General features: G+C 71.3%; 18 protein-coding genes. 5 read left to right on the top strand and 13 right to left on the bottom strand.

Features of this window, described 5'->3' with window-relative positions; all coding sequences use genetic code 11:
* Window positions 1–118: 118 nt before the first annotated feature.
* Complete coding sequence (locus ACLJQF_RS44130) at window positions 119–2,515, top strand: Tex family protein (protein WP_410616294.1); 2,397 nt, start codon at window positions 119–121, stop codon at window positions 2,513–2,515.
* 71 nt (window positions 2,516–2,586) lie between these two features.
* Here ACLJQF_RS44130 and ACLJQF_RS44125 read toward each other — a convergent pair whose 3' ends face one another.
* From ACLJQF_RS44125 to ACLJQF_RS44110, 4 genes are read right to left on the bottom strand one after another with little or no spacing between them, the layout of a single operon-like run.
* A complete protein-coding gene (locus ACLJQF_RS44125) occupies window positions 2,587–3,000 on the bottom strand; it encodes a hypothetical protein (protein WP_410616293.1) in 414 nt (137 codons plus the stop codon).
* A 4-nt stretch (window positions 3,001–3,004) separates the two neighbouring features.
* On the bottom strand, window positions 3,005–3,775 hold the full coding sequence (locus ACLJQF_RS44120; protein ID WP_410616292.1) for a 2-keto-4-pentenoate hydratase: 771 nt from the start codon (window positions 3,773–3,775) through the stop codon (window positions 3,005–3,007).
* The gene (locus ACLJQF_RS44115; protein ID WP_410616291.1) at window positions 3,772–4,218 is read right to left on the bottom strand and encodes a nitroreductase family deazaflavin-dependent oxidoreductase; all 447 of its coding nucleotides are present in this window, start codon (window positions 4,216–4,218) and stop codon (window positions 3,772–3,774) included. Before ACLJQF_RS44115 ends, ACLJQF_RS44120 begins: the two co-directional genes overlap by 4 nt.
* The gene (locus ACLJQF_RS44110) at window positions 4,218–5,924 is read right to left on the bottom strand and encodes an acyl-CoA dehydrogenase (protein ID WP_410616290.1); all 1,707 of its coding nucleotides are present in this window, start codon (window positions 5,922–5,924) and stop codon (window positions 4,218–4,220) included. Before ACLJQF_RS44110 ends, ACLJQF_RS44115 begins: the two co-directional genes overlap by 1 nt.
* 236 nt (window positions 5,925–6,160) lie before the next feature.
* Here ACLJQF_RS44110 and ACLJQF_RS44105 point away from each other — a divergent pair, with 236 nt between their 5' ends.
* A complete protein-coding gene (locus ACLJQF_RS44105) occupies window positions 6,161–7,666 on the top strand; it encodes a DEAD/DEAH box helicase (protein ID WP_410616289.1) in 1,506 nt (501 codons plus the stop codon).
* Window positions 7,667–7,833: 167 nt separating this feature from the next.
* Here the strand turns inward: ACLJQF_RS44105 and ACLJQF_RS44100 are convergent, their stop codons facing one another.
* The 3 genes from ACLJQF_RS44100 to ACLJQF_RS44090 are packed head-to-tail and all read right to left on the bottom strand — an operon-like array spanning window position 7,834 to window position 10,562.
* Window positions 7,834–8,718: an ABC transporter permease gene (locus tag ACLJQF_RS44100; RefSeq protein ID WP_410616288.1), complete on the bottom strand. Its 885-nt coding sequence runs from the start codon at window positions 8,716–8,718 to the stop codon at window positions 7,834–7,836.
* A complete protein-coding gene (locus tag ACLJQF_RS44095; protein ID WP_410616287.1) occupies window positions 8,705–9,496 on the bottom strand; it encodes an ABC transporter ATP-binding protein in 792 nt (263 codons plus the stop codon). The genes ACLJQF_RS44100 and ACLJQF_RS44095 overlap by 14 nt, the downstream gene beginning before the upstream one ends.
* A 13-nt stretch (window positions 9,497–9,509) precedes the next feature.
* Window positions 9,510–10,562 (bottom strand): ABC transporter substrate-binding protein, encoded by a 1,053-nt coding sequence (locus ACLJQF_RS44090; RefSeq protein ID WP_410616286.1) that lies wholly within the window; start codon window positions 10,560–10,562, stop codon window positions 9,510–9,512.
* Window positions 10,563–10,770: 208 nt separating this feature from the next.
* On the opposite strand from ACLJQF_RS44090, the gene ACLJQF_RS44085 reads away from it, so the two are divergent.
* Entirely contained in the window at window positions 10,771–11,151 is a 381-nt protein-coding gene (locus ACLJQF_RS44085; RefSeq protein ID WP_410616285.1) for a hypothetical protein, read from the top strand.
* Window positions 11,152–11,285: 134 nt separating this feature from the next.
* Here ACLJQF_RS44085 and ACLJQF_RS44080 read toward each other — a convergent pair whose 3' ends face one another.
* The 3 genes from ACLJQF_RS44080 to ACLJQF_RS44070 are packed head-to-tail and all read right to left on the bottom strand — an operon-like array spanning window position 11,286 to window position 14,379.
* A complete protein-coding gene (locus ACLJQF_RS44080) occupies window positions 11,286–12,293 on the bottom strand; it encodes an S-adenosylmethionine:tRNA ribosyltransferase-isomerase (RefSeq protein ID WP_410616284.1) in 1,008 nt (335 codons plus the stop codon).
* Window positions 12,290–12,961, bottom strand: coding sequence for an SDR family NAD(P)-dependent oxidoreductase (locus ACLJQF_RS44075; RefSeq protein WP_410616283.1), 672 nt, complete (start codon window positions 12,959–12,961; stop codon window positions 12,290–12,292). The genes ACLJQF_RS44080 and ACLJQF_RS44075 overlap by 4 nt, the downstream gene beginning before the upstream one ends.
* Before the next feature lie 44 nt (window positions 12,962–13,005).
* Window positions 13,006–14,379, bottom strand: a complete 1,374-nt coding sequence (locus ACLJQF_RS44070; protein WP_410616282.1) for a purine-cytosine permease family protein — start codon at window positions 14,377–14,379, stop codon at window positions 13,006–13,008.
* Window positions 14,380–14,513: 134 nt separating this feature from the next.
* Here ACLJQF_RS44070 and ACLJQF_RS44065 point away from each other — a divergent pair, with 134 nt between their 5' ends.
* On the top strand, window positions 14,514–16,058 hold the full coding sequence (locus ACLJQF_RS44065) for a sensor histidine kinase (RefSeq protein WP_410616281.1): 1,545 nt from the start codon (window positions 14,514–14,516) through the stop codon (window positions 16,056–16,058).
* 51 nt (window positions 16,059–16,109) lie between these two features.
* Here the strand turns inward: ACLJQF_RS44065 and ACLJQF_RS44060 are convergent, their stop codons facing one another.
* Together ACLJQF_RS44060 and ACLJQF_RS44055 are read right to left on the bottom strand one after the other, a co-directional pair.
* The gene (locus ACLJQF_RS44060; protein WP_410616280.1) at window positions 16,110–18,044 is read right to left on the bottom strand and encodes a protease pro-enzyme activation domain-containing protein; all 1,935 of its coding nucleotides are present in this window, start codon (window positions 18,042–18,044) and stop codon (window positions 16,110–16,112) included.
* A 303-nt stretch (window positions 18,045–18,347) separates the two neighbouring features.
* A complete protein-coding gene (locus tag ACLJQF_RS44055; protein WP_410616279.1) occupies window positions 18,348–19,484 on the bottom strand; it encodes an ROK family protein in 1,137 nt (378 codons plus the stop codon).
* Between the two features lie 59 nt (window positions 19,485–19,543).
* Between ACLJQF_RS44055 and ACLJQF_RS44050 the strand changes: the two genes are divergently transcribed.
* Window positions 19,544–20,779, top strand: coding sequence for an MGH1-like glycoside hydrolase domain-containing protein (locus ACLJQF_RS44050; RefSeq protein ID WP_410616278.1), 1,236 nt, complete (start codon window positions 19,544–19,546; stop codon window positions 20,777–20,779).
* 49 nt (window positions 20,780–20,828) lie between these two features.
* Here the strand turns inward: ACLJQF_RS44050 and ACLJQF_RS44045 are convergent, their stop codons facing one another.
* The gene (locus tag ACLJQF_RS44045; protein WP_410616277.1) at window positions 20,829–22,601 is read right to left on the bottom strand and encodes an alpha-L-fucosidase; all 1,773 of its coding nucleotides are present in this window, start codon (window positions 22,599–22,601) and stop codon (window positions 20,829–20,831) included.
* Window positions 22,602–22,719 lie beyond the last annotated feature (118 nt).

Below are 22,719 nucleotides of genomic sequence, written 5' to 3'. Positions count from 1 at the left end.
AAATGGACTAGACCAATACGGTTGTCAAGGACGCCGATGTCAGCCCCATCCGAAAGTCGGGGTGGCGGAAACGGCAGAATGAGACGATCGGAACCAGGCGAAGCAGGAGCGTGTAGCAGTGAGCGTGTCGGTCGAGCAGAAGATCGCCGAAGAACTGGGCGTGCGCGAAGGACAGGTCAAGGCCGCCGTCGACCTGCTCGACGGCGGGTCGACCGTGCCGTTCATCGCCCGCTACCGCAAGGAAGTCACCGGCATGCTCGACGACGCGCAGCTGCGCACGCTCGAAGAGCGGCTGCGCTACCTGCGGGAACTCGACGAGCGCCGGCTCGCCGTGCTCGAGTCCATCCGCAGCCAGGGCAAGCTCGACGAGGCCCTGGAGGCGTCGATCCTCGCCGCCGACACGAAGTCGCGGCTCGAGGACATCTATCTCCCGTACAAGCCGAAGCGCCGCACGAAGGCGATGATCGCGCGCGAAGCGGGCCTCGAGCCGCTGGCCGACGGCCTGCTGAACGACCCGAACACCGATCCGCAGGCCGCCGCCGCGGTGTTCGTCGACGCCGACAAGGGCGTCGCGGACGCGCAAGCCGCCCTCGACGGCGCCCGCGCGATCCTCGTCGAGCGCTTCGCCGAGGACGCCGACCTGATCGGCGACCTGCGCGAGAAGATGTGGGGCCAGGGGCACCTCGTCGCCAAGGTCCGCTCCGGCAAGGAGGAGGACGGCGCCAAGTTCTCGGACTACTTCGACTTCTCCGAGCCCTACACCAAGCTCCCCTCGCACCGCATCCTCGCGATGCTGCGCGGCGAGAAGGAGGAGGTCCTCGACCTCACGATGTCGCCGGACGAGCCCACCGACGAGCCGCAGGTCGGCCCGACCGAGTACGAGTCGCGCATCGCGGCGAAGTTCGGCATCACCCAGCAGGGCCGGCCGGGCGACAAGTGGCTCGGCGACACCGTGCGCTGGGCGTGGCGCACCAAGATCCTCCTGCACCTGGGCATCGACCTGCGGATGCGGCTGCGCCAGGCGGCCGAGGACGACGCCGTGCGCGTGTTCGCGGCCAACCTGCGCGACCTGCTCCTCGCCGCGCCGGCCGGCACCCGCGCCACCATGGGCCTCGACCCGGGCTTCCGGACCGGCGTCAAGGTGGCGGTCGTGGACGCCACCGGCAAGGTCGTCGACACCCACGTCATCTACCCGCACCAGCCGGCGAACAAGTGGGACCAGTCGATCGCGGAGCTCGCGGTGCTGTGCGCCCGGCACCAGGTCGACCTGATCTCCATCGGCAACGGCACGGCGTCGCGCGAGACGGACAAGCTCGCGCAGGAACTGATCAAGAAGCACCCGGAGCTGAAGCTGACGAAGGCCGTGGTGTCCGAGGCGGGCGCTTCGGTGTACTCGGCGTCGGCGTTCGCTTCGGCGGAACTGCCGAACATGGACGTCTCGCTGCGCGGCGCGGTCTCGATCGCCCGGCGGCTGCAGGACCCCCTGGCCGAGCTGGTGAAGATCGACCCGAAGTCGATCGGCGTCGGGCAGTACCAGCACGACCTGTCCGAGGTTTCGCTGTCGCGCTCGCTCGACGCGGTGGTCGAGGACTGCGTGAACGCGGTCGGCGTGGACGTCAACACGGCGTCGGCGCCGCTGCTGACCCGGGTTTCGGGCATCACGACGGGCCTGGCGGAGAACATCGTGGCCCACCGCGACACGAACGGGCCGTTCCGCTCCCGGACGGCGCTGAAGGAGGTCGCGCGGCTCGGCCCGAAGGCGTTCGAGCAGTGCGCGGGCTTCCTCCGGATCCCGGACGGCGACGACCCGCTCGACTCGTCGGCGGTGCACCCGGAGGCGTACCCGGTGGTCCGGCGGATCCTGTCGAAGACGGGCACCGATCTGCGCGGGCTGATCGGCAACACGCGCACGCTGTCGTCGCTGCGGCCGAATGAATTCGTCGACGACACGTTCGGCCTCCCGACGGTGACGGACATCCTGTCGGAGCTGGACAAGCCGGGCCGCGACCCCCGCCCGGCCTTCAAGACGGCGACGTTCGCCGAGGGCGTGGAGAAGATCGGCGACCTCAAGCCGGGCATGCGACTGGAGGGCGTGGTGACGAACGTGGCGGCGTTCGGCGCGTTCATCGACGTGGGCGTGCACCAGGACGGGCTCGCCCACGTTTCGGCGCTGTCGAAGAACTTCGTGAAGGACCCGCGCGAGGTCGTGAAGCCCGGGGACATCGTGAAGGTGAAGGTGCTGGAAGTCGACGTGCCGCGCAAGCGGATCTCGCTGACCCTGCGGCTGGACGACGAGCCGGGCGCTCCGACCTCGCGCGGCGGCGCTGGCGGGGAGCGCCGGGACCGCGGTCAGGGCGGTCAGGGCGGCGGCGGCGGTCAGCGCCGTGGCGGCAGCGGTGGCGGTGGCGGTGGCCAGCGCGGCGGTGGCGGCGGTGGCGGCGGCCGGGGCGGGAGCTCCGGCGGCAGCAGCGGCTCGATGGCGGACGCGCTCCGGCGGGCCGGGTTCGGCAAGTAGGGCCCTTTGTTCGTGAAGGCCACCTTGAGGAACTTGAAGTTCCTCAAGGTGGCCTTCACGAACTTTCGGAGTCAGCGCAGCGCGAACAAGCCCACCGCGAACAGCGCCACCGGAACCACGGCAGCAGCCGCGCTGATCAGCCACATCCCGCCGCGCCACCCCACCGGCGACGCGTCCAGAACCAGCCGCCGCACCAGGGCCGCCTCCACCACCGCCGTCAGCAAAAATCCCAGCCCCACGCTGAAGATCGCCGTCGCGCCGACGAACAGCAAGCCCGACGTCGAGGCTGCTCCCAGCGGTGCCGCCACTTCCCAGCGCACCACGCCCGCGGCCGCCGCCAGCAACGCCAGCAGCAGCACGAACGCCACCAGGAAGCCGGTTCGCGCCGTCATCGGGCGGGAGCCGTGGGCGAAGCCCCAGAAGCCTGCGTCGAGCCCGGCCACGACCACCGCCAGCACGACGAAACCCGCACGGAACGTCAGCACCCGATCACTCTAGCGACGGGAACCTCGCCTCCACACTGCCCAGCGCGCCGAAGTCCGCCACCACGTGGCCGCCCGCGCGGATCGGGCACGGCGGGGTTGCCGTTCCCGTCGTCACGATGTCGCCCGGGCGCAACGCGCGGCCGTGGCGGGGCAGCTCCATCGCCAGCCAGTGCAGCGCCAGCCGGGGGTCGCCCAGGACGAGGCTGCCGCTGCCGCGGGAGAACTCCTCGCCGTTCGCGTGGAGGACCACCGGGGTGCGGGGCAGGTCGAGCTCGCGCCAGCCCGGCACCGGGCGGCCCTCGACGAACCGGCCCGAGCACGCCGCGTCGGCGAGCAGCTGCGGGCCGCCCGCGTGGCGGTGGTCGGTGTAGCGGCTGTCCGGCAGCTCGATCGCCAGGAACATCGTGTCGACCGCGTCGAGCACCGCGGCCGGCGACGGCGACCGGCCCGGGGCGGCCTTGAGCCGGAAGGCGAACTCCGGTTCGGCCACTCCCATGGTCATCGTGTCCGCTGGGATCGGCGAACCCTCGACGTGGTGGAACCGCTCGAACATCGCGCCCGGCAGCGGCCCGGGGACACCGAGGTACTGCCGGGCGTACCCGGTGGTCGCGCCGATCTTCCAGCCGGACACCGGCCCGGCCAGCTCGGCGAGCGCCGCCTGCGCAGCCATGCCTTCGGCGAAGTCACCCGGACGGGCTTCGTCCGGGAGGCCCTCCAGCCGCTTGCCGGTCAGCCACGCGTCCCAGATCAGCTCCGCCGCCCGCTCTCGGTTCACGCCCGCGATCTTGCCAACCGGAACACCGGGTGTCGATCGGCTTCCGCGGCGAAGTCCTCGGGCGAGCCGGTCAGCTTCGCGTCGAAGAACGGCGCCGTCACCGGGATCTTGCGGACGTACGCGCGCAGCACCGGGCCCGCCGCGGCGGCGTCGGCCTCCTCGACCTCCCACGTCTCGCGCCGCCGGCCGCGCCACAGCCGGGCGGTGGGGTCGGCGCGCAGGTTGTACACCCAGCCGACCAGCCCGTACGGCGACACGAGCCAGCGGTCGCCGCCGACCTCGAGGACGTTGACCGGGGTGGTCCGGTCCTCGCCGCTCCTGCGCCCGCGCGTCGTCAGCAGGAACCCCGTGCCGCCGTTGACCGGGATCCCGCGCTCCAGCAACGCCCGCACGACCACGTTCGCGGCTTTCCGCGTCACGCCCAGCCGGTACTTTCGCGCCATCACGGGTGCATGGCGTAGACGCCGGAAAGGTCGCGCACCCGCGCCCAGACGTTCTCGAATCGCGCGGCGTCCACCACCGGCTTGCGCAGCGCGGCCAGCGCGATGGCCTGCTGGGCCTCGGTCGAGCTCGCCTTGCCGTTGAGGTCCACCGCCGCGACGCTGAAGTCCTGCACCAGCACCGCGAAGATCTGGTCGACGACCTCGTCGGCCAGGCCGGTGATGCGGGCCTGCTCCAGGATGAGCTGGCCGTAGACGATCAGCGTGAACAGCTCGGTCAGCGCGAGCCCGAAGTCGAGGTCGGCCTGCTGCGCCTCGTCCGGTGCCGCCTCGGTGAGCAGCTTGACCAGGGAGCCGGCCTGCTCGGTGAACAGCGCGACGTTCGGGATGTGCGTGGCTTCGGCGTAGGCGGTCTTCCAGTCGTGGAACCGCACCTTCGACAGGCCACGCGCCGGGCCCTGGCGGAAGAGGAACTCGTCGTCCGCGGCGTCGGTGCGGGTCGGCACCGGCGCGTACTCCTGGGGCGCGAAGAGGTAGTTCGGCATGAACTTCGCGATCAGCGCCAGGTTGACGGCCACCGTGCCCTCGAGCTTCGGCAGGCCGTCGATGTCGTTCTTGGACATCGCCAGGTAGGTGTCGGCCTCGAACCCCTTGGCCGCCACGACGTCGGCGACCAGGCCGATCACCTTCTGCGCCTCGGTGGTCACCTTCATCTTGGTGATCGGGTTGAACAGCAGGTAGCGGCGGTCTTCGGCGTTGGCGCTGCGGAAGTAGTCGACGGCGCGGTCGGAGAACAGCTTCATCGCGGTCAGCCGCGCGTAGGCCTCGACGAACTCGCGGCGGACGTGCGGGAAGTTCGTGACCGGCTTGCCGTAGAGGACGCGGTTGTGCGCGTGCGTGATGGCCTCGTACAGCGAGTGCGTCGCCATGCCGATGCCGCCGAAGCAGAGGTTGAACTTGCCGATGTTGACGGTGTTCAGCGCGGCGCTGAAGGCCTCGGCGCCGACGTGCAGGATGTCCTCGGCCTGCACGGGGTAGTCCTCGAGCCGGAACTCGGCGACGTACATCTGCGACGGCACGACGTTCTTCACGACGTGGTAGTTCGGGTGCTCGGCGTCGGCGTAGAAGAAGACGTACTGGTCCGGGCCTTCGACGCCATCGATGCGGCCGAAGACCGACACCGTGCGCGCGCAGTTGCCGTTGCCGATGTAGTACTTGGAGCCGGTCGCGCGGTAGCCGTCGCCGTCCTTGGTGAGCACCATGTCGGACGAGTAGATGTCGGCCCCGTGATCCTTTTCGGACAGTCCGAAGGCCCCGACGCCGCCGGCGTCCAGCGCGTCGGCCGCGCGCTTGCGGGCGACGTCGTTGCCGCTCTGCCACACCGGGCCGAGGCCGAGGATGGTGACCTGCCACGGGTACCAGTAGTTGAGGCCGTAGAACCCGAGGATTTCCGACAGCGCGGCGACGCGGCTGGTGTCCCAGCGCTTGTCCGGGTGGCCGCCGGCGTTCGCGGCCGGGGTCAGGAAGGTCGAGAACAGGCCTTCCTTGCCCGCGAACTCGATGAAGTCCGCGTAGAAGGTGCGGTTGTGGTAGTCCTCGGTCAGCTTCGCCTTGCCACGCTGTTCGAACCAGTCGATGGTGGCGCGCAGCAGGCGCCGGGTCTCGGCGTCGAAGTGCGCCGGGTCGTACTCGCGCGGGTTCAGCAGCATGGTGGTCCTCCTTGATTACCGACCGGTAACTTAGCAAGGCCGCGCGAGTGCGGGCAATCTCACTGGGGATACGTCACCCTCTCCCGCTATACTGATCATGCGGGCCGCTCAGTTCTGCCTCGGCCCGCTGCTGTTGTCGACTACCACGCGCCGCGGCCGTTGACCGGTCTGCGCCGGGCAGGACAACCCTTCTCAGATGATGGAGACCAGGGCGTCGAGAGCGCCCGCATGCACTTATGAGCACTTTCGCTGAACTCGGCTTGCCCACTCCCCTCGTGGCCGCACTGGCCACCCAGGGCGTCACCGAGCCGTTCCCGATCCAGGCGGCGACCCTGCCGCACACCCTCGCCGGACGCGACGTCCTCGGCCGCGGCCGCACCGGCTCCGGCAAGACCTACGGCTTCGTGCTGCCCTTGCTGGCCCGCCTCGCCGCGGGTCCGACGCGCCGCAAGCCGGGCCGTCCCCGCGCGCTGATCCTGGCGCCGACGCGCGAGCTCGCGACGCAGATCGAGGCGTCCATCCTGCCGCTGGCCAAGCCGCTTGGCCTCAAGGCGACGACCATCTTCGGCGGCGTGAGCGCGAACCCGCAGATCACGCGGCTGCGCGACGGTGTCGACATCGTCGTCGCCTGCCCCGGCCGGCTCGCCGACCACATGCGCTCCGGGCACGTCAAGCTCGACGCCATCGAGATCACCGTGCTCGACGAAGCCGACCACATGGCCGACCTGGGCTTCCTGCCCGAGGTGCGCCGGATCATGGACGCCACGCCGTCGCGCGGGCAGCGGATGCTGTTCTCCGCGACGCTGGACAACGGCGTCGACGTGCTGGTCAAGCGCTTCATGAACGACCCGATCACGCACAGCGTCGACTCGGCGCAGTCGCCGGTGTCGACGATGGAGCACCACGTCCTGCACCTGGAGGAGACCCACCGGCTGCCGGTGCTGGTCGACCTGACGGCGGCGCCCGGGCGCACGCTGGTGTTCACGCGGACGAAGAGCCGCGCGAAGGCGCTGACCCGCAAGCTCAACGCGTCGGGTGTCCCGGCGGTGGAGCTGCACGGCAACCTGGGCCAGAACGCGCGCACGCGCAACCTCGAGGCGTTCTCGTCCGGCACGGCCCGCACCCTGGTGGCGACGGACATCGCGGCGCGCGGCATCCACGTCGACGACGTCCGGCTGGTCATCCACGCCGACCCGCCGGTGGAGCACAAGGCGTACCTGCACCGCTCGGGCCGCACGGCACGCGCGGGGGCGTCGGGCACGGTGGTGACGCTGATGACGGACGAGCAGGTCCGCGACGTCCGCGACCTGACGCGCAAGGCCGGCATCAAGCCGACGACGACCCAGCTGGGTCCGGGCCACCCGCTGCTGGCGGAGCTGGCCCCGGGCGAGCGCACGTTCTCGAAGGCCCCGGCGGTGGACAACCGGCCGAAGAAGGTTTCGGCCACGGGCGCGGCACCGGGTGCCGGTGGCCGCGGCCGCCGGAGTGCGGCGCCGAAGGAGAACCGCGGCGGCCAGCGTTCCCGGGCGAACGGCCAGGAGCAGCAGCGTTCGGCCGGATCCGGTTCGCGCCGCTCGGACGGCGCGGCCGCCGCGGGCGGTTCCGCCCGCCGGTCGGGCGCCGCGGGCAAGCCGAGCGGCACCGGCCGCTCGGGCGCCCCGGCCGCGGGCAACCGTCGTTCGAGCGGCGGAGCTGCGGCCTTCTCGTCCGGAACCCGTGCCGGTGGACGCCGGTCTCGATAGGCATCACGCGTGATCAGACGGTCATCTCGCGTGATTGGAAGGTCATCACGCGTGATTGGACGGTCATCAGCGTGATGACCCTCCAGACACGTGTGATGACCCTCCAGACACGTGTGATGACCCTCCAGACACGTGTGATGACCCTCCAGACACGTGTGATGCCCCTTTCACAGGGATGAAGTCAGCCCGCGCGCCCGCAGTACCGCGCGCTCCAGCGGGCGGAACACCAGCAGCTCGATCCCCACGCCGACCAGCAGGATCAGGAAGATCGCCGCGATCACCGTCTCCATGCTGTTGAACGACGAGCCCTGGTTCAGGTACGCGCCGAGGCCGATGCCCAGCTGCGGGGACAGCGCGATCAGCTCCGCCGCCATCAGCGAGCGCCACGAGAACGCCCAGCCCTGCTTCAGCCCGGCGAGGAAGCCCGGCAGCGCCGCCGGCAGCAGGATGTGGCGGGCCGAGGACAGCCGGTTCGCGCCCATCACCTGGCCGACCCGCGGGAGGATCGGGGGGATCTGGTCGATGCCCGACACCAGGCCGTTCGCGATCGACGGGACCGAGCCGAGCAGCACCACGAAGTAGATCGCCGCGTCGTTGATCCCGAACCACAGGATCGCCGCCGGGACCCAGGCCACCGACGGAAGGCTCTGCAGCCCCGTCAGCAGCGGGCCGATCGCCGCGCGCACCACGCGGACCTTCGCCACGACCAGGCCGAGCGGCGTTCCGATGAGCACCCCGGCGAAGAACCCGAGTGCGGCGCGGTGCACCGACGTCCAGACGAAGCCGAACACCTGGCCGTCGACGACGATGCTCCAGAACTCGCCCCACACCGCCGCCGGTGACGGCAGCTGCGACTCCGGCCAGAAGGCTGCGGCCCAGAGGGTCTGCCAGACGACGACCAGCAGCACGAGCGCGCCCAGCGGCGGCAGGAAACCCCAGGCGAACCGCTTCCAGAAGCTGGGGCGGCGTTCACCGACGGGGGCATCGAGCGAATCCAGTCCGGCGCCGACCGCGTCGAGGTCAGGCTCGGCGGACCGGTCAAGCTGCGGCATGGGTGCTGATCACCTCGCGCAGGTGCCCGGTGATTTCCTCGGTCAGCTCCTCGGGGTCGGCCAGCGGCACGTCCGACCACTCGCGCACGACCCGGCCGGGCCGCGACGACAGCAGCACCACGCGCTGGCCGAGGCGGACCGCCTCGCGCACGTCGTGCGTCACGAACAGCACGGACGTGCCCGTGCTGCGGTAGACGCGCAGCAGCTCGCCCTGCAGGACGTCGCGGGTGATGGCGTCGAGCGCGGCGAACGGCTCGTCCATCAGCAGCAGCGACTGCTCCGGGTCGCCGCCGACGCGCAGGGTCGCGGCCAAGGCACGGGCCAGCGCGACGCGCTGCCGCATCCCGCCGGACAGCTCGTGCGGCCGCTTGCCGCCCGCGCCGTTCAGCCGGACCAGGTCCAGCAGCTCGGCGGCCTTTTCGCGGCGCTCGGTCCGGCCGAAGCCGGCCAGCCGCAGCGGCAGCTCGACGTTGCGGGCCGCGGTCAGCCACGGCATCAGCGCGGCTTCCTGGAACATCACCGCGGGCCGCGAGGTGTTCAGCGTGATCTCGCCCGCGGACGGCGCGTCCAGCCCGGCGACCAGGTTCAGCAGGGTGCTCTTGCCGCAGCCGGACGCGCCGAGCAGGCAGACGAACTCGCCGGGCGCGACCGTCAGGTCCACCCCGTCCAGCGCGACGACAGCGCGGCCGGCGGTGCCGAAGGTCTTGCGCACGCCGTCGAGACGCACCGCGGTCGCGCCGGTGTAACTGGCGCGGCCGCTCGGGAGGGTGGTGGTCATCGCTGGCTGCCTCTCACTTGGTCAGATCGGGAGCAACGACGGCGGGCAGGTTCTGTGCCTTCAGCACCTCGTTCAGCGGGCCGAAGTCGGCGAAGCCCTTCAGCGCCACCGCCGACTTCACCACGCCGGCCGTCACCGAGTCCTGCGCGAGCTGCGGGAATTCGGCGGCGATGGGGTCGGTGGTCAGCTCGATGCCGGAGAAGGCGCGGTCCAGGACCGCTGCGCTCAGGGTACTGCCGGCCAGCTCCTTGAGGGCGCCGTTGACCACGGTCTTCGCGTCCGCCGGGTTGGCCTTGGCCCAGTCGATGGCGGCGAGCTCGCCCTTGAGGAGCGCGCGGACGGTGTCCGGGTGCTGCTGGAGGAACTCGCTGCGCACGATGACGACGGTGCTCGGGAAGCGGCCGCCCGGCCACAGCGTCTTCTCGTCGACCAGCACCTTCGCGCCGGCGTCGAGGACCAGCCGGGACGCCCACGGCTCGGGCAGCCAGCCGCCGTCGACCTCGCCCTTCTTGAACGCGTCGAGCGTCTTCGGGTTGTCGAGGTTGGTGATCTTGACCTGGCCGGTCAGCTGCTTGCCGGCGAGGAACTTCTTGAGCGCGACGTCCTGGGTGTTGGCCAGCTGCGGCGTCGCGATGTTCTTGCCCTTGAGCTGATCGACGCTGGTGATGTCCGGTTTGACGACCAGCTGCGCGCCGCCCGAGACGGCGCCGGAGATCAGCTGGATGGCGCCCTTGGACTTGGTGAAGGCGTTGATCGCCGGGCCGGAGCCGATGAAGGCGACGTCGAGGGAGCCGCCGAGCAGGGCGTTGACCTCTTCGGGGCCGGCGTTGAAGGTCTGGGTGGTGAGCTTGGTGGAGCCGAGCTCGTTCTTGAAGAAGTCCTTCTTGACGCCGATCAGCGCGGGCGCGTGCGTGACGTTCGGGAAGAAACCGATCCGCACCTCGCCGGCGGTGCCCTGGTTGGCGGCGGGAGCGGCGCTGCTGTCGGCGCGCGAGCAGCCCGCAAGCACGCCCACGACGGTCAGGGCGGCCAGCGCCGAGGCCAGGATTCTTCGAGGGGTGCGCACGTCAGCATCGCCTTTCGTCGGTGTTCGGGGGAGGTTCGCACGGTCACCCACTCAGGCGCATAGCCATCCGCATCCCGGGACATCCGGTGAGATTTCTTGACATCGGCGGCCGCGGCGTTTACAGGTTCCGGAGAAAGTCGTCATTACGGGCAACCGCTCGCGTCACCCGGACGTGGTATCTGATGACCACGGATTTCGGGAGGAAGACATGACGAGCAGCGGCCAGGGAGCCGCCGGCGTCCGCGTGGCGCTGGTCGTGCTGTTCATCGGGCTGGGCCAGGCGTCGTTCGAGTGGCTCAGGTCACTCGGGATGGACGCGCTGACGAGCTCGGTGGTGTGGGCGATCCCGGTCGTCACGGCCGCGGCCGTGACGCTGGTGCTGTGGGTCGCGTCGGACCGGGCGTTCACGCTGCGCACCTGGCTGCCGGTGGCGATCTCCATCCCGGTGTACCTGGGCGGCGCGTTCGGCCTGGCGACGGGGACGGCGAGTTTGGTGGCGTCGATCGTCAGCGGGGTCGGCCTGGGCATCGCGGCGGTGGTGATCGCCGGGCTGATCCGGTCACGGCGGCGGGTCGAGGCTGGTCAGTAGGGTTTGCCGAGGTTGTCCGTGGCAGGCGGCCCACGGTGCTGCGACGTCTTGAATGACTCATTCAAGACCTCCGACGCCAGGAATGAGTCATTCAAGACACCCGCGGGGCCGCCGGAGGACGAGACCCAACCCGGTCAGCGGCGCAGCAGGAGCGACACGTCGCCGAACTCGTGCCACAGGTACCGCTCCGCCACGGCCGCGTCGTACGCCCGCTGGACCACCTCTGCTCCCGCGACCGCCTCCAGCAGCACCACGTGCGATGCCTCCGGGGCGTGCAGGCCCGTGACGATCCCGTCCACGACCCGCGCCGGCCGGTCCGGCCCGAGCATCAGCTCCGTCCAGCCCTCGGCCGCGTGCACGGCACCGCCCGAGGCCGCCGACTCCAGCGCGCGGGCCGCCGTGGTGCCCACCGCGATCACCCGGCCTCCACGAGCCCGGACCCACGAGGCCAGCGCCGCCGTCGTCGGGGGTACGCGGTACCTCTCCGCCTGGGGTGGCTCGGCCGCCTCCGGGGAGGACACCCCGGTGTGCAGCAGCAGCGGGGCGAACAACACCCCGTCCGTCACCAGCCGCGTCACCAGCTCCGGCGTGAACGGCCGGGCCGCCGACGGCATCTCCGCGCTGCCCGGCTCGCGGGCGAACACCGTCTGGTAGTCCGACAGCGGCCACGGCCGCGGGACGTACCCGTAGCGGATCGGCCGGCCGGCCGCCGCCAGCAACGACGGCACCTCCACCGACACCGCCACCCGCCACAACCTCGCCGTGCCCGGGACCATCGGGGCCAGCAGGGTCAGCGACGCGTCCCCGGCCAGCGCCAGGCGCTCCCCCGGCCGGCCGTCGAGCAGGGGACCTCCCGGCGCGCGCAACTCCACGACCCAGGCGCCGTCGTCGAGCGAGGTCGCGAAGTGGACCACGATCGGGCGGCCCGCCCGGTGCGCGTCGACCGCCGCCGGGAGGGTTCCGGAGGTGTTGACCACCAGGAGGTCGCCCGGCCGGAGGTGGTCACCGAGCGAGCCGAACACGGTGTGGTGGACACCCGACGGCGACGCGACCAGCAGGCGGACGTCGTCGCGGGACAGGCCGCGGGCCTCCGGTGGGGCCGATGCCGACAGCTCCGCCGGGAGGTCGAACCGGATGTTCATGCCGGCACCACGAGGTCGGCCGCGCGGTAGCGGCCGCTCGGCGGACGCTCGTCGAGCACCTTCAGGAACGCCGGGACCGCGGACGACGGCAGCGGCCGGTCCGAGATGTCCTCGCCCGGGAACGCGCGCTGGTGCATCGCCGTGCGCAGGTCACCCGGGTCGATCGCGTACACGGACAGGTCCGGGTGTTCCGCGCCCAGGACGGCGGTCAGCTGATCGAGCGCGGCCTTCGCCGAGCCGTAGCCGCCCCAGCCTTCGTAAGCCTCGACGGCGGCGTCGGAACTGACGTCGATCACGACGCCGCGCGCCGCGGTCAGGGCGGGCAGCAGGAGCTGCGTCAGGGCGAGCGGCGCGAAGACGTTGACGCGGTAGACGTCTTCCAGGGCCGCCACGGGGTAGCGGGCCAGCGGCGGCAGCGGGCTGACGCCGAGCGAACTGGCGTTGTTGACCAGGAGGTCGAGCGAAGGACAGGCGTCGGCGAGGGCGGCGCGGTGGGCCGGGTCGGTGACGTCGCCGGGGACGGCCGTGAAGCCGGTTTCCCGGGCGGCGGCGGAAAGCGCGGCCGCGTCGCGGCCGTCACCGATGACTGTCCACTTGCGACGCACCAGGGCGGCCGCGAGCGCGCGGCCCAGCCCGGCGGATGCGCCGGTGACGAGTGCGGTGGGCATGGTTCCTCCTTCGAGGGGTACCACACCATCGTGAAACCTCTAGATTACTTGAGGTCAACCGGAGCGCGGCCGCGAAGCAGGAAATACGCTGCCAGCGAAACGACCAGACCCACGTAGTACGCGAGGTCCGCGCCGTGCAGCGCCGCCGCGACCGGTCCGGTGTAGAGGGAGGTGTTCATGAACGGCACCGCGGCGCCGAACCCGGCGGCGAACGCCACCACCGCCGCCCACGGGCGCTTCGGAACCGACGTCAGGACGTCCACGCGCCGACCGCCGCGGGTGCGGGCCAGCCAGTCCGGGACGACCACGCCGAGGAACGGCGGGATCCAGTAGGACACGAACAGCAGCACGTTCTCGAACTTCGCCGAGAGGTCGCCGCTGTGCATCCAGAGGATCAGCGCGAACGCCAGCACCGTGACGACCACCGCCGACACCGGGCGCCGCAGCCGGACGCCGACCGTCTGCAGCGCGAGCGAGCCGCTGTAGTCGTTCATCGCGTTCGACGACACCGCCGCCAGCGCGATCACCGCCAGCGCCAGCGCGCCCAGGAACCCGCCGCCGAGCAGCCGGGCGATCCCGGACGCCGTGTGGTCGCCGAGCGACGACCCCAGCGCGAGCCCGAGGCCTTCGCCGATCGCGTACGACACGACGAGGCCGAGCAGCGTCGCCCGGAAGACGCTGCGGGACGACGTCGAAGCGGGCAGGTAGCGGCTGAAGTCCGACGCGTAGGGCGCCCAGGAGATCGCCAGTGACAACGTGATCGTCGTGAACAGGACGACGCCACCCGCCAGGTCGGCGCCCGCAGCGGTGTCGGCGACGGCGATCGGGTGTCCGGAAAGGACCTTCGCGGTGAGCGCGGCGAACGCGAGCACCAGCAGCACGCTCATCACCGCCTGCACGCGGTGGATCAGCGCGTAGCCGAACACGCCGAGGGCGCACTGCAGCACCAGCACGATCAGCACCGCCGCCCAGAACGGCAGCCCGGTCAGCTCGGCCAGCGCCTCGCCGCCGAACAGGCCGACCAGCGCGTCCCAGGCGATCGAGCCGAGCCACTGCACCAGGCCGGGCAGCACGACGCCGCCGCCGAACGCCAGCCGGGCGAGCGGCAGCTGGCCGGTGCCGGTGCGCGGGCCCCACGTCGACAGGTACGCCACCGGCAGCGAGCCGAGCACGGTGCCGGCGAGCATCGCGGCCAGCCCCGTCCAGAACCCGAGGCCAAGCGACGCCGCCAGGGTGCCGGTGAACACCGCCGTCATCGTCAGGTTCGGCGCGAACCACACGCTGAACAGCCGCCACGGGCGCCCGAACCGGTTGCCTTCCGGCACCGGCGCGATGCCGTGGGTTTCGATCGCCAGGTCGCGCCCCCCGGCAGGCATCCGCCCGCCGAAGACCTCGGCGCCCAGACCGCGTCCGCTCATGTCCCCGCCTCCTGTCACGATCACCCTAAAGCGCGGCCGCGTGGTGTAACGCGACGGCCCGAACGGACGAATCACGGTTAGCCGTTGCCGGACTGCTTCACCCAGCCGCCAAGACCCACCGGGAGGGTCGCGAAGTGCAGCACCCGCGGACGTCGGCGATGACCGGACTGCTGGCCGCCGGGTGCGCGCTCGGCGTGGTCGCGCTGACGCTCAAAGCCGGCGAAGGCACCCACTCGGCGCTCGACACCGCGCTCAGCACCACGACCGGGTTCCTCTTCCTGCTCGCGGGCGCGGTCGCGCACGTGCGGCGGCCGGCCAACCCGATCGGCGTGCTCATCGCGCTGGCCGGCGTCGCCCTGTTCCTCGAAGACCTGCAGTTCGCGCACAACCCGGTTTTGTACACGATCGCCGTGCCCTTGCGCGCCGCGTCGAGTCCGGTGATCGCGCACCTGGTGCTCGCCTTCCCGCACGGCCGGCTCCGCTCGCGGTGGGAGCGGCTGCTGGTGGCCGCGGCCTACCTGGTGGTGCTCGGCTCGGGCGTGGTCGGGCTGCTGGCCGACGACGACCCGCGCGACCTGCTGGCGCGGTGGCCGGGCAGCGGCGCCTTCGCCGACCGCGCCCTGGAGCTGGCCGCGACGGCGATCAGCGCCGGCGTGGTCGTCGTGCTGCTCTACCGGTGGCTGTCCGGGCGGCTGCCGCAGCGGCGGCTGCTGTCGCCGGTGGTGGTCATCGCCCTGGCCGGCGCGCTGACGTCCGGGGCGGGCACGGCGCTCGGCGACGCGCACCCGCTGTCCCACCCGCTGCTGCAGGCGTACCGGATCCTGTTCTGCCTGTGGCCGCTGGCGTTCCTGGCCGGGGTGATGCGGGCCCGGGTCGGCAACGCCGAGATGATCCGGCTGCTGCTGGAGCGCGACGGCACCGGGCTGGCCGCGCTCGTGCAGGACGACGAGGTGTGGAAGGACAGCCGGTCGATCGACGCGCTCAACGCGGCCGCCGGGCTGGTGCTGGACAACCAGCGGCTCACCACCGAGCTGGAGCAGCGGCTGGCCGAGGTGCGGGCGTCGCGGGCGCGGCTGGTCGCGGCCGGGGACGAGGAGCGCCGCCGGCTCGAGCGGGACCTGCACGACGGCGCCCAGCAGCGGCTGGTCAGCGTCGTGCTGCTGCTGCGGATGGCCGCCCGCCGCTCCGGCGCCGAGCTGCCGCCGGACATCCGCGCCCTGCTCACCGGCGCCGTCGACGAGCTGCAGACGGCGATCACCGAGCTGCGGGAGCTGGCCCGCGGCATCCGCCCGGCGATCCTGACCGAAGCGGGCCTGGTCGCGGCGGTCCGGTCGCTGGCCGACCGGATCCCGATGGAGGTGGCGCTGACGGTCGGCACGGTGCCGCGCCTGGACGCGGCGGTGGAGGCGACTGCCTACTTCGTGACGTCGGAGGCGCTGACGAACGCGCTGAAGCACGCGCGGACCGACCGCGCCGACGTCCGGATCGAGGTGGCGGGCGCGGAGCTGCGGGTGGAGGTCAAGGACGCGGGCGTCGGCGGCGCGGACGCCGAGGGCGGGACGGGGCTGGCCGGGCTGCGTGACCGGGTGCAGGCGCTGGGCGGCGAACTCGACGTCACCACCGGCCCCACGGGCACCGCAGTCACCGCGGTCATCCCCCTGGACGCCGAAAAGCCGTGAAGGCCACCTTCAGGAACTTGAAGTTCCTCAAGGTGGCCTTCACGAACTTGGTCAGACGAGCAGCAGGAACAGCAGGCCGTTGGGCGTGCCGAGGCCGGTCACGTCGTCGTAGCCCGGGGCGGTGTGGATGGTCAGGCCCTGGTAGTCCAGGTTCCGCGCCGAGCGGATCAGGCCGCCCGAGGCGTCGACCGAGTTCGCGTAGTCGACGCGGGCCACCGCCTGCCCGTCCACGTGCTTCACGTCGGAGATCGCCGGCGTGCGGGACGTCAGCTTGTAGATCACCGGGTTGATGAAGCCGTGGTGGAAGTGGTCGAAGCTGTCGGCCACCGCCATGATGCCGGCGAACACCGGCGACGCGAGGCTCGTGCCGCCGATCCGGTACTGGTCGTAGTGCGCACCCTCCGGGAAGGTCTGCGTCTGGCCGACCAGGAAGCCGGTGTTCGGGTCGCCGACCGCGGAGATGTCCGGGACGACGCGGCCCTTGTTGTTGCCGGTCTGGTTCTTCTTCGCCAGCGCGTCCGGGACGACGCCCTTCTGGTAGAAGGGCTGCGCGAACAGGCGGCTCGTGCCGCCGCCGGAACCGCTGGTGTAGGCGGCCGGGCCGTAGACACCGTTGGTCAGCACCGACTTGCTGGTCTCCCAGCCGGTCTCGAAGATCTTCTTGCCGTCCTTGCCGATGGCGATGGACGTGCCGCCGACCGCGGTGATCCACGGCGCCGAGGCGGAGAAGTCCGGCGACGGCGTGCCGAGGCGCGCGACCTCGTCACCGTTGTCGCCCGAGGAGAAGTACACGCCGATGCCCTCGAGGACCGCCTGCAGCGAGATCTGGTTGAACACCTTGACCTCGTCGGCCGGGATGTCCTCGCCGGTGTCGCCGTAGGAGTTCGACACGATGTCGGCCTTGTGGCCGGCGACGACGTAGTTCAGCGCCACGTCGAGGGCGTTGTCCTCGCAGGACTCCCCGCCGACGTACAGGATGTCGGCGCCCGGCGCGAGACCGTGGGCGGCCTCGACGTCGAGGGTCTCCTCGCCGTACCAGCCCGCCGCGTCGCACTGGTCCGGCGGCTCGAGGACCGGGTTCGCCGGGAAGACGTGCTGCTTGAACTGGCTCTGCTTCAGCGGGTGCGCCGGGTCGTTCTTCTTGGCGTACGTGCTGGCGTCGGCGTAGATGGTCGGCGAGGCGAACGCGTCCACGATGGCGATCGTGGTGCCCTTGCCGTCGGCGCCGACCTTGTCGATGCCGTAGGCCGACCGCAGCTGCGCCGGGGTGTAGCCGCAGGGGGCGTACGGCAACTGCTTGCCGTTGTAGGCGGGATCGGTGGTGTCGATCTTCTCGCCGTAGTAGGCGCTGCACGGCCGCGCGTTGCGGAACCCGGGGCCGGGCGCGACGTCCGACGGCGTGCCGGAGCCGGTCGAGTGGTCCGGCTTGAACAGGTTGGTCGCCTGGTCGACGCCGACGACGCCGAGCACGTCAGCGGCCAGGTTCGCCGGCACCGACAGGTTCTTGTCGGCGGCGCGCAGCGTCTGGCCCTTGACCTGGTACTTGCCGAGGTCGACGGCGAACGCGTTCTCCGTCTGGGCCGCGGTGCCGGTGGCTTCGACGTAGGCGCGGTTCGACGGGATGTCGCCGACGCTGAAACCGCTGCCGGTCAGCCACGACTTGACGGCGTTGACGGTCGCGTCACTGGCCGCGAAGCGGTCGCGCACCTGGTCGGGGCTCAGGTACTGGCGGTAGGTCCCGCTGTCCGGGTCGGACACGGCCTGGGCCAGCGCCTCGGCGCCGGCGTTGTCGCGCTGGTTCAGGTAGACCCGGAAGCTCAGCTTCGCGGCGGGCGCCGTGTCGGCGACCTTCGCCTGCGCATTCGCCCACAACGGGTGGGACTGCGGGATGTCCTGACGCCCCTGCGCGGACGCCGTCGCCGGCAGGGTGCCGGTCAGGCCACCCACCACCGCGAGCGAAAGGAGCAGGGTGGAGCTTCTTCGCACAGAAATCTCCCTCTTCGAAAGCGGCCCCCAGAAATGGGCCTTGGAACACCGGGTGAGACTAGATCGGTGTTCCACTCGCGGGGAAGTGCTTGCGGAACCGTTATCTGGCCGGGAATTCGCGAGCTGTGAAGCGTGGTACGGAAATCCGATTTGTCGCCGCGAAAACGCGAGGAATGCTATTGGATGCGTGATTGGTCCGGTTCGTGCCGGTATCGCGGACCACGCGAAACCGGCGGGCGCCACCTACTAAAGTCGGTCGCTCCGTCCACTCGGGACAGTCCGGCGGTGGCGGTAGTTCGGCCGTCAGGCCAGCCGCCGGTCGACCTCGGCGGGGGCGAACACCGCGTCGACCACCATCGCCACCGCGCCGGCCACCGCCATTCCCTCGCCGCGGCCGCCGATTTCCACGCGCAGGTTCTGCGTCGCCCGTGGCAGCGCCCGCCGGTAGAGCACCTCCCGGACACCGGCCACGAAGTGCGGCTCGGCGAGGTCTCCGGCGATCACCACCACGCCGGGGTTGACCACGCACACCAGCGTCGCCAGCACCTCGCCCACCTGGCGGCCGGCCACCTCGGCGAGCCGGACCGCGGCCGGGTCGCCCGCCGTGATCCGGTCGCGGACGCCCGAGCCCGACGCCGTCGGCAGGCCCAGCTCCGTCAACCTCGCCGCCAGCGCCCCTCCGCCCGCGACGGCGGCCAGACAGCCGCGGGAACCGCACAGGCACTGCGCCTCCGGGTGCTCCGGCAGCCGGATGTGGCCGATGTCGCCCGCGCCGCCGTCGATGCCGCGGTACACCTCGCCGCCGAGGACCAGGCCCGCGCCGATTCCGGTGGACACCTTCACCACGACCAGTGCCGCCGTGTCCGGGTACCGGGCGCGGTGCTCGCCCAGCGCCATCAGGTTCGCGTCGTTGTCGACCAGCACCGGGGCGCCGAACCGCGCGCCGAGGTGGGCGTCGATCGGGTAGCCGTCCCAGCCGGGCATGATCGGCGGCTGCGTGACCCGGGCGCGGCCGGGCTCCACCGGGCCCGGCACCGAAACGCCGACGCCGCACACCGGGCGGCCCGCCTCGGCCCGCAGCGCCTCGAACCACTCCGCGATCCGGTCGAGCACGGGCTCCGGGCCGTCGGCGACCCGCACCTCGCCCGCGCGGCGCGCCAGGACCCGCCCGGCCAGGTCGGTGACGGCCGCCTCGGCGTGCGTCGTGTCGATGCTCGCGGCGAGGACGACCGCGTGCCGCTCGTCGAAGCGCAGCTGCCGCGCCGGGCGGCCGCCGGTGGAGTCCTCCTGGCCGCCCTCCGCGAGCAGACCCGCCGTCTGGAGCCGGTCCAGGCGCGCGGTCAGCGTCGATCGTGACAGCCCGCTGCGTACTTGCAGGGCCTTCCGCGTGGTCGCCTGACCGGTCCTGACCAGCTGCAACAGCTCGCCGGCGCTCGCCATCCGGCTCCCTTCGCACTTTTGTCCATTGACAAGACATAAGTAGGAGATATGTTGGACATATGAACGTAACATGGGGGCGCGCGGGCGAGGTCCTCGCGGGCAACTGGCTCGGCTCGTCGACCGTGCCCTCACGCGGGCTCTACCCGCACCAGTGGAGCTGGGACTCCGCCTTCATCGCGTTCGGCCTCCGCCACCTGTCGCCGACGCGGGCCCGGCGCGAGCTGCTGACGCTGTTCTCCGCGCAGTGGCGCGACGGCCGCGTCCCCCACATCCTGTTCAATCCTGACACCCCGTCCGAGGCCTACTTCCCCGGCCCGGCCTTCTGGCAGGCCGGGCGGACATCGGGGCTGATCCAGCCGCCGATCCACGCCCGGGCGGTGCTGGCGGTGCACGAAGCCGACCCCGATCTCGTGTTCCTCGCCACGCTGTACCCGAAGCTGCGGGCCTGGCACGAGTACCTGCGCACCGGGCGCGACGCGGGCGGCCGCGGCCTCGCGGCGATCGTGCACCCGTGGGAGTCGGGCATGGACAACAGCCCGGCGTGGGACGGCCCGCTCTCGCACGTCACGCCGTCGACCGGGTTCGTCCGCCGCGACCTGGAGCACGGCGCGGCCGCCGACCGGCCGAGCGACGAGGACTACGGCCGGTACGTCCGGCTCGCCACCGACTACCGCGACAGCGGCTACCGGGACTTCGGGGACTTCGTCGTGGAGGACCCCGGCTTCAACGCCCTGCTGGCCGACGCCGAACTGGCGCTGGCCGAGATCGCCGAGATCCTCCGGCTGCCCACGGCCGCCGCCGCCCACCGCGAGGCCGCGGCCCGCGTCACGAAGGCGTTGCAGGACACGTTGTGGGACAGCGCCGCCGGCTGGTTCTTCGCCAGGGACGTCCGCACCGGCGCGCCGGCCCCCGAGTACACGTGCGCGGGCCTGCTGCCGCTGCTGCTGCCGGACCTGGCGGTCGCGCCCGCGCTGGTGGCCACCGCGACCGGCCCGCGCTTCCGGCTCGGCCGGGTGCACGGCGTCCCGAGCTACGACCTGACCGCGCCGGGCTTCGACCCGGGCCGGTACTGGCGCGGACCGTCGTGGTTCAACGTCGGCTGGCTGGTCCGGCAGGGGCTGCTGCGCCACGGCGAGCACGTGCTCGCCGCCCGGCTGCGCGAGGACCTCGTCGAGACCGCGGCCGCAACCGGCTTCGCCGAGTACGTCGACCCGCTGACCGGCGCCGGGCACGGCACCCGCTCCTTCAGCTGGACCGCGGCGCTGACCGTGGACCTGCTGGCCGAGCGGCACTGAGGAACGGGCCGCCCAGCCGCGTTCGGGGGCGGCTGGGCGGTCCGGCCGCTCAGCCCGCCGCGGTCGCGTAGTCCGAGCCCAGCCAGGTCTCGTCGATCCTCAGCCGCTTGTAGCGCGAACTGTCGCTCGACGCCGCGTACGTGCTCGTCACCTGGAGCCGCACGTACCTGGACGTCACCGCCGAGAGATCGACGAACTGGACGCCGCGGTGGCTCGGCAGCGTCCCGGACTTCACCGCGCTGCCCCAGTCCTTGCCGTCGCTCGACACGAACACCTTGTACGCCTTGATCCGCGCCGACTGCTCGGAATCCGACCGGGCGTAGCTGACCGAGTCCTCCCGCTGGTTGATCCCGACGTACTGCACCTTCTTCGCCGCCCCGAGGTCGTAGTCGAGGTTGACCGGCAGCGTCTTGTTGCTGTCGAAGTAGGTGAGGTAGTCACCGTCGCTCGCGGACTGTCCACTGTGGCCGCTGGCCGACGCGCTCGCCTTGAGCGTCACGGTCTTCGGGTCGTAGGTGCCGGTGCGGCCCGCCGTCTCGACCTTGAACACCGTGTCGTAGGTGTCCCAGCCGGACAGTCCGGTCAGCGTCAGGCTGCCACCGCCCTGGCTGAAGGAGATCGCCGCGCCGGTGCGCAGGTTCGTGACGCGGCGGACGCGGTAGCCGTTGTCGCGGATCTTCAACGTCGACGTCGACGGCTTGGTCAGGACGTGCACGTACTGCGCGTCGCCCTTGATGGTGATGACGCCGTGGGCGCCGTCGTTCCAAAAGCCCGGCTGCATGCCGCCGTACATGTACCCGGCGCCTTGGGTGCCGCCGAGGGACTCCCAGATCGCGTCCAGGTAGGTCTTGGCGAAGTTGTTGAACGCCTCCTGGTTCGACGGGAACTTCCCGTTCACCATCGCCGTCTCCGCCATCAGCGACTTGATCGACGAGCCCGAGTTGGTGATGTACCGGCCGACGTTGAGCATCTTGTTGACCGCCGAGTTCGACCCGCCGTACCACCACGAGCCGGTGTCGGGGAGCTTGAAGCACGCCTCGGTGAGCCGCGGCATCGCCGTGTACGTCGCCTGCGGGTAGTCGTACGACGGCGTCATGCCGGTCTTCTGCTCGTTGCTGATCGTGTCCATGATCGGCGTGTCTTCGTTGTTGTTGCTGATCAGGTAGTCCGGGCGCTGCTGGTAGATCTGCTGGTAGAGGTCGTGCGATTCCCAGTACGCGTTGTCGTTGTCGATCCAGAAGCCGCCGAGGTCCGGGTAGTTCTTCATGACCTCGAAGAAGTTGTCGTAGCTGAACTGGCCGAAGCCGGCCTGGCTGTCGAGATCGACGTCCTTGCCCTTGTACTTCGAGTAGCCGGCGGAGTCGAGCCACTCGTGGCCGCCTTCGTCGTGCCACTGGGCGTCGTTGGTCATGTAGAGGATGACCTTGAGCCCGTGGGATTTCGCCGCGGTGATCAGCTCGCCGAGGAAGTCCCGCTTGGTGGTGCAGCTGCCCGGGATCTTCGACGGCCAGGCCCGCGAATAGCCGAGCCGGCTGTGGAAGGACGCGAGCACGAGGTACGACGCGTGCAGCTTCTCGGCCTCGGTGACCCAGTAGGCGGGATTCCACCCGCCGTCGGTGATCGCCTTTTCCCAGGCGCTGCAACTGGTGTAGCCGGGCGACGTGCGCATGCCCCAGTGCAGGAACAGCCCGGCTTGACTGTCACGCAGCCACTGCTGCGACGGCTTCTGCAGGTCGGCCGAAGCCGGCGCGGCGAGGAGCCCGGACACCGCCAGCATCGCCGCACACGCGACGAGTACCCGGCGGAGGAACCTGTCTGCCATGAACGACCTCCAGTGGTCTGGTCCATCCGGTGTGTACTCCTGGCGACGACGGGCGGTCAAGGTTTAGATCTGACCTTTCCGCGAAGTCTCGCTGGCCGGTACACATCCGTTGCGGCCG

The organism is Amycolatopsis sp. lyj-109 (genome assembly GCF_046548995.1).
In the GTDB taxonomy this organism is placed as follows: domain Bacteria; phylum Actinomycetota; class Actinomycetes; order Mycobacteriales; family Pseudonocardiaceae; genus Amycolatopsis.
Note: the sequence above shows the minus strand (reverse complement) of the source record. Positions and strands in the feature narration are given on the sequence as shown.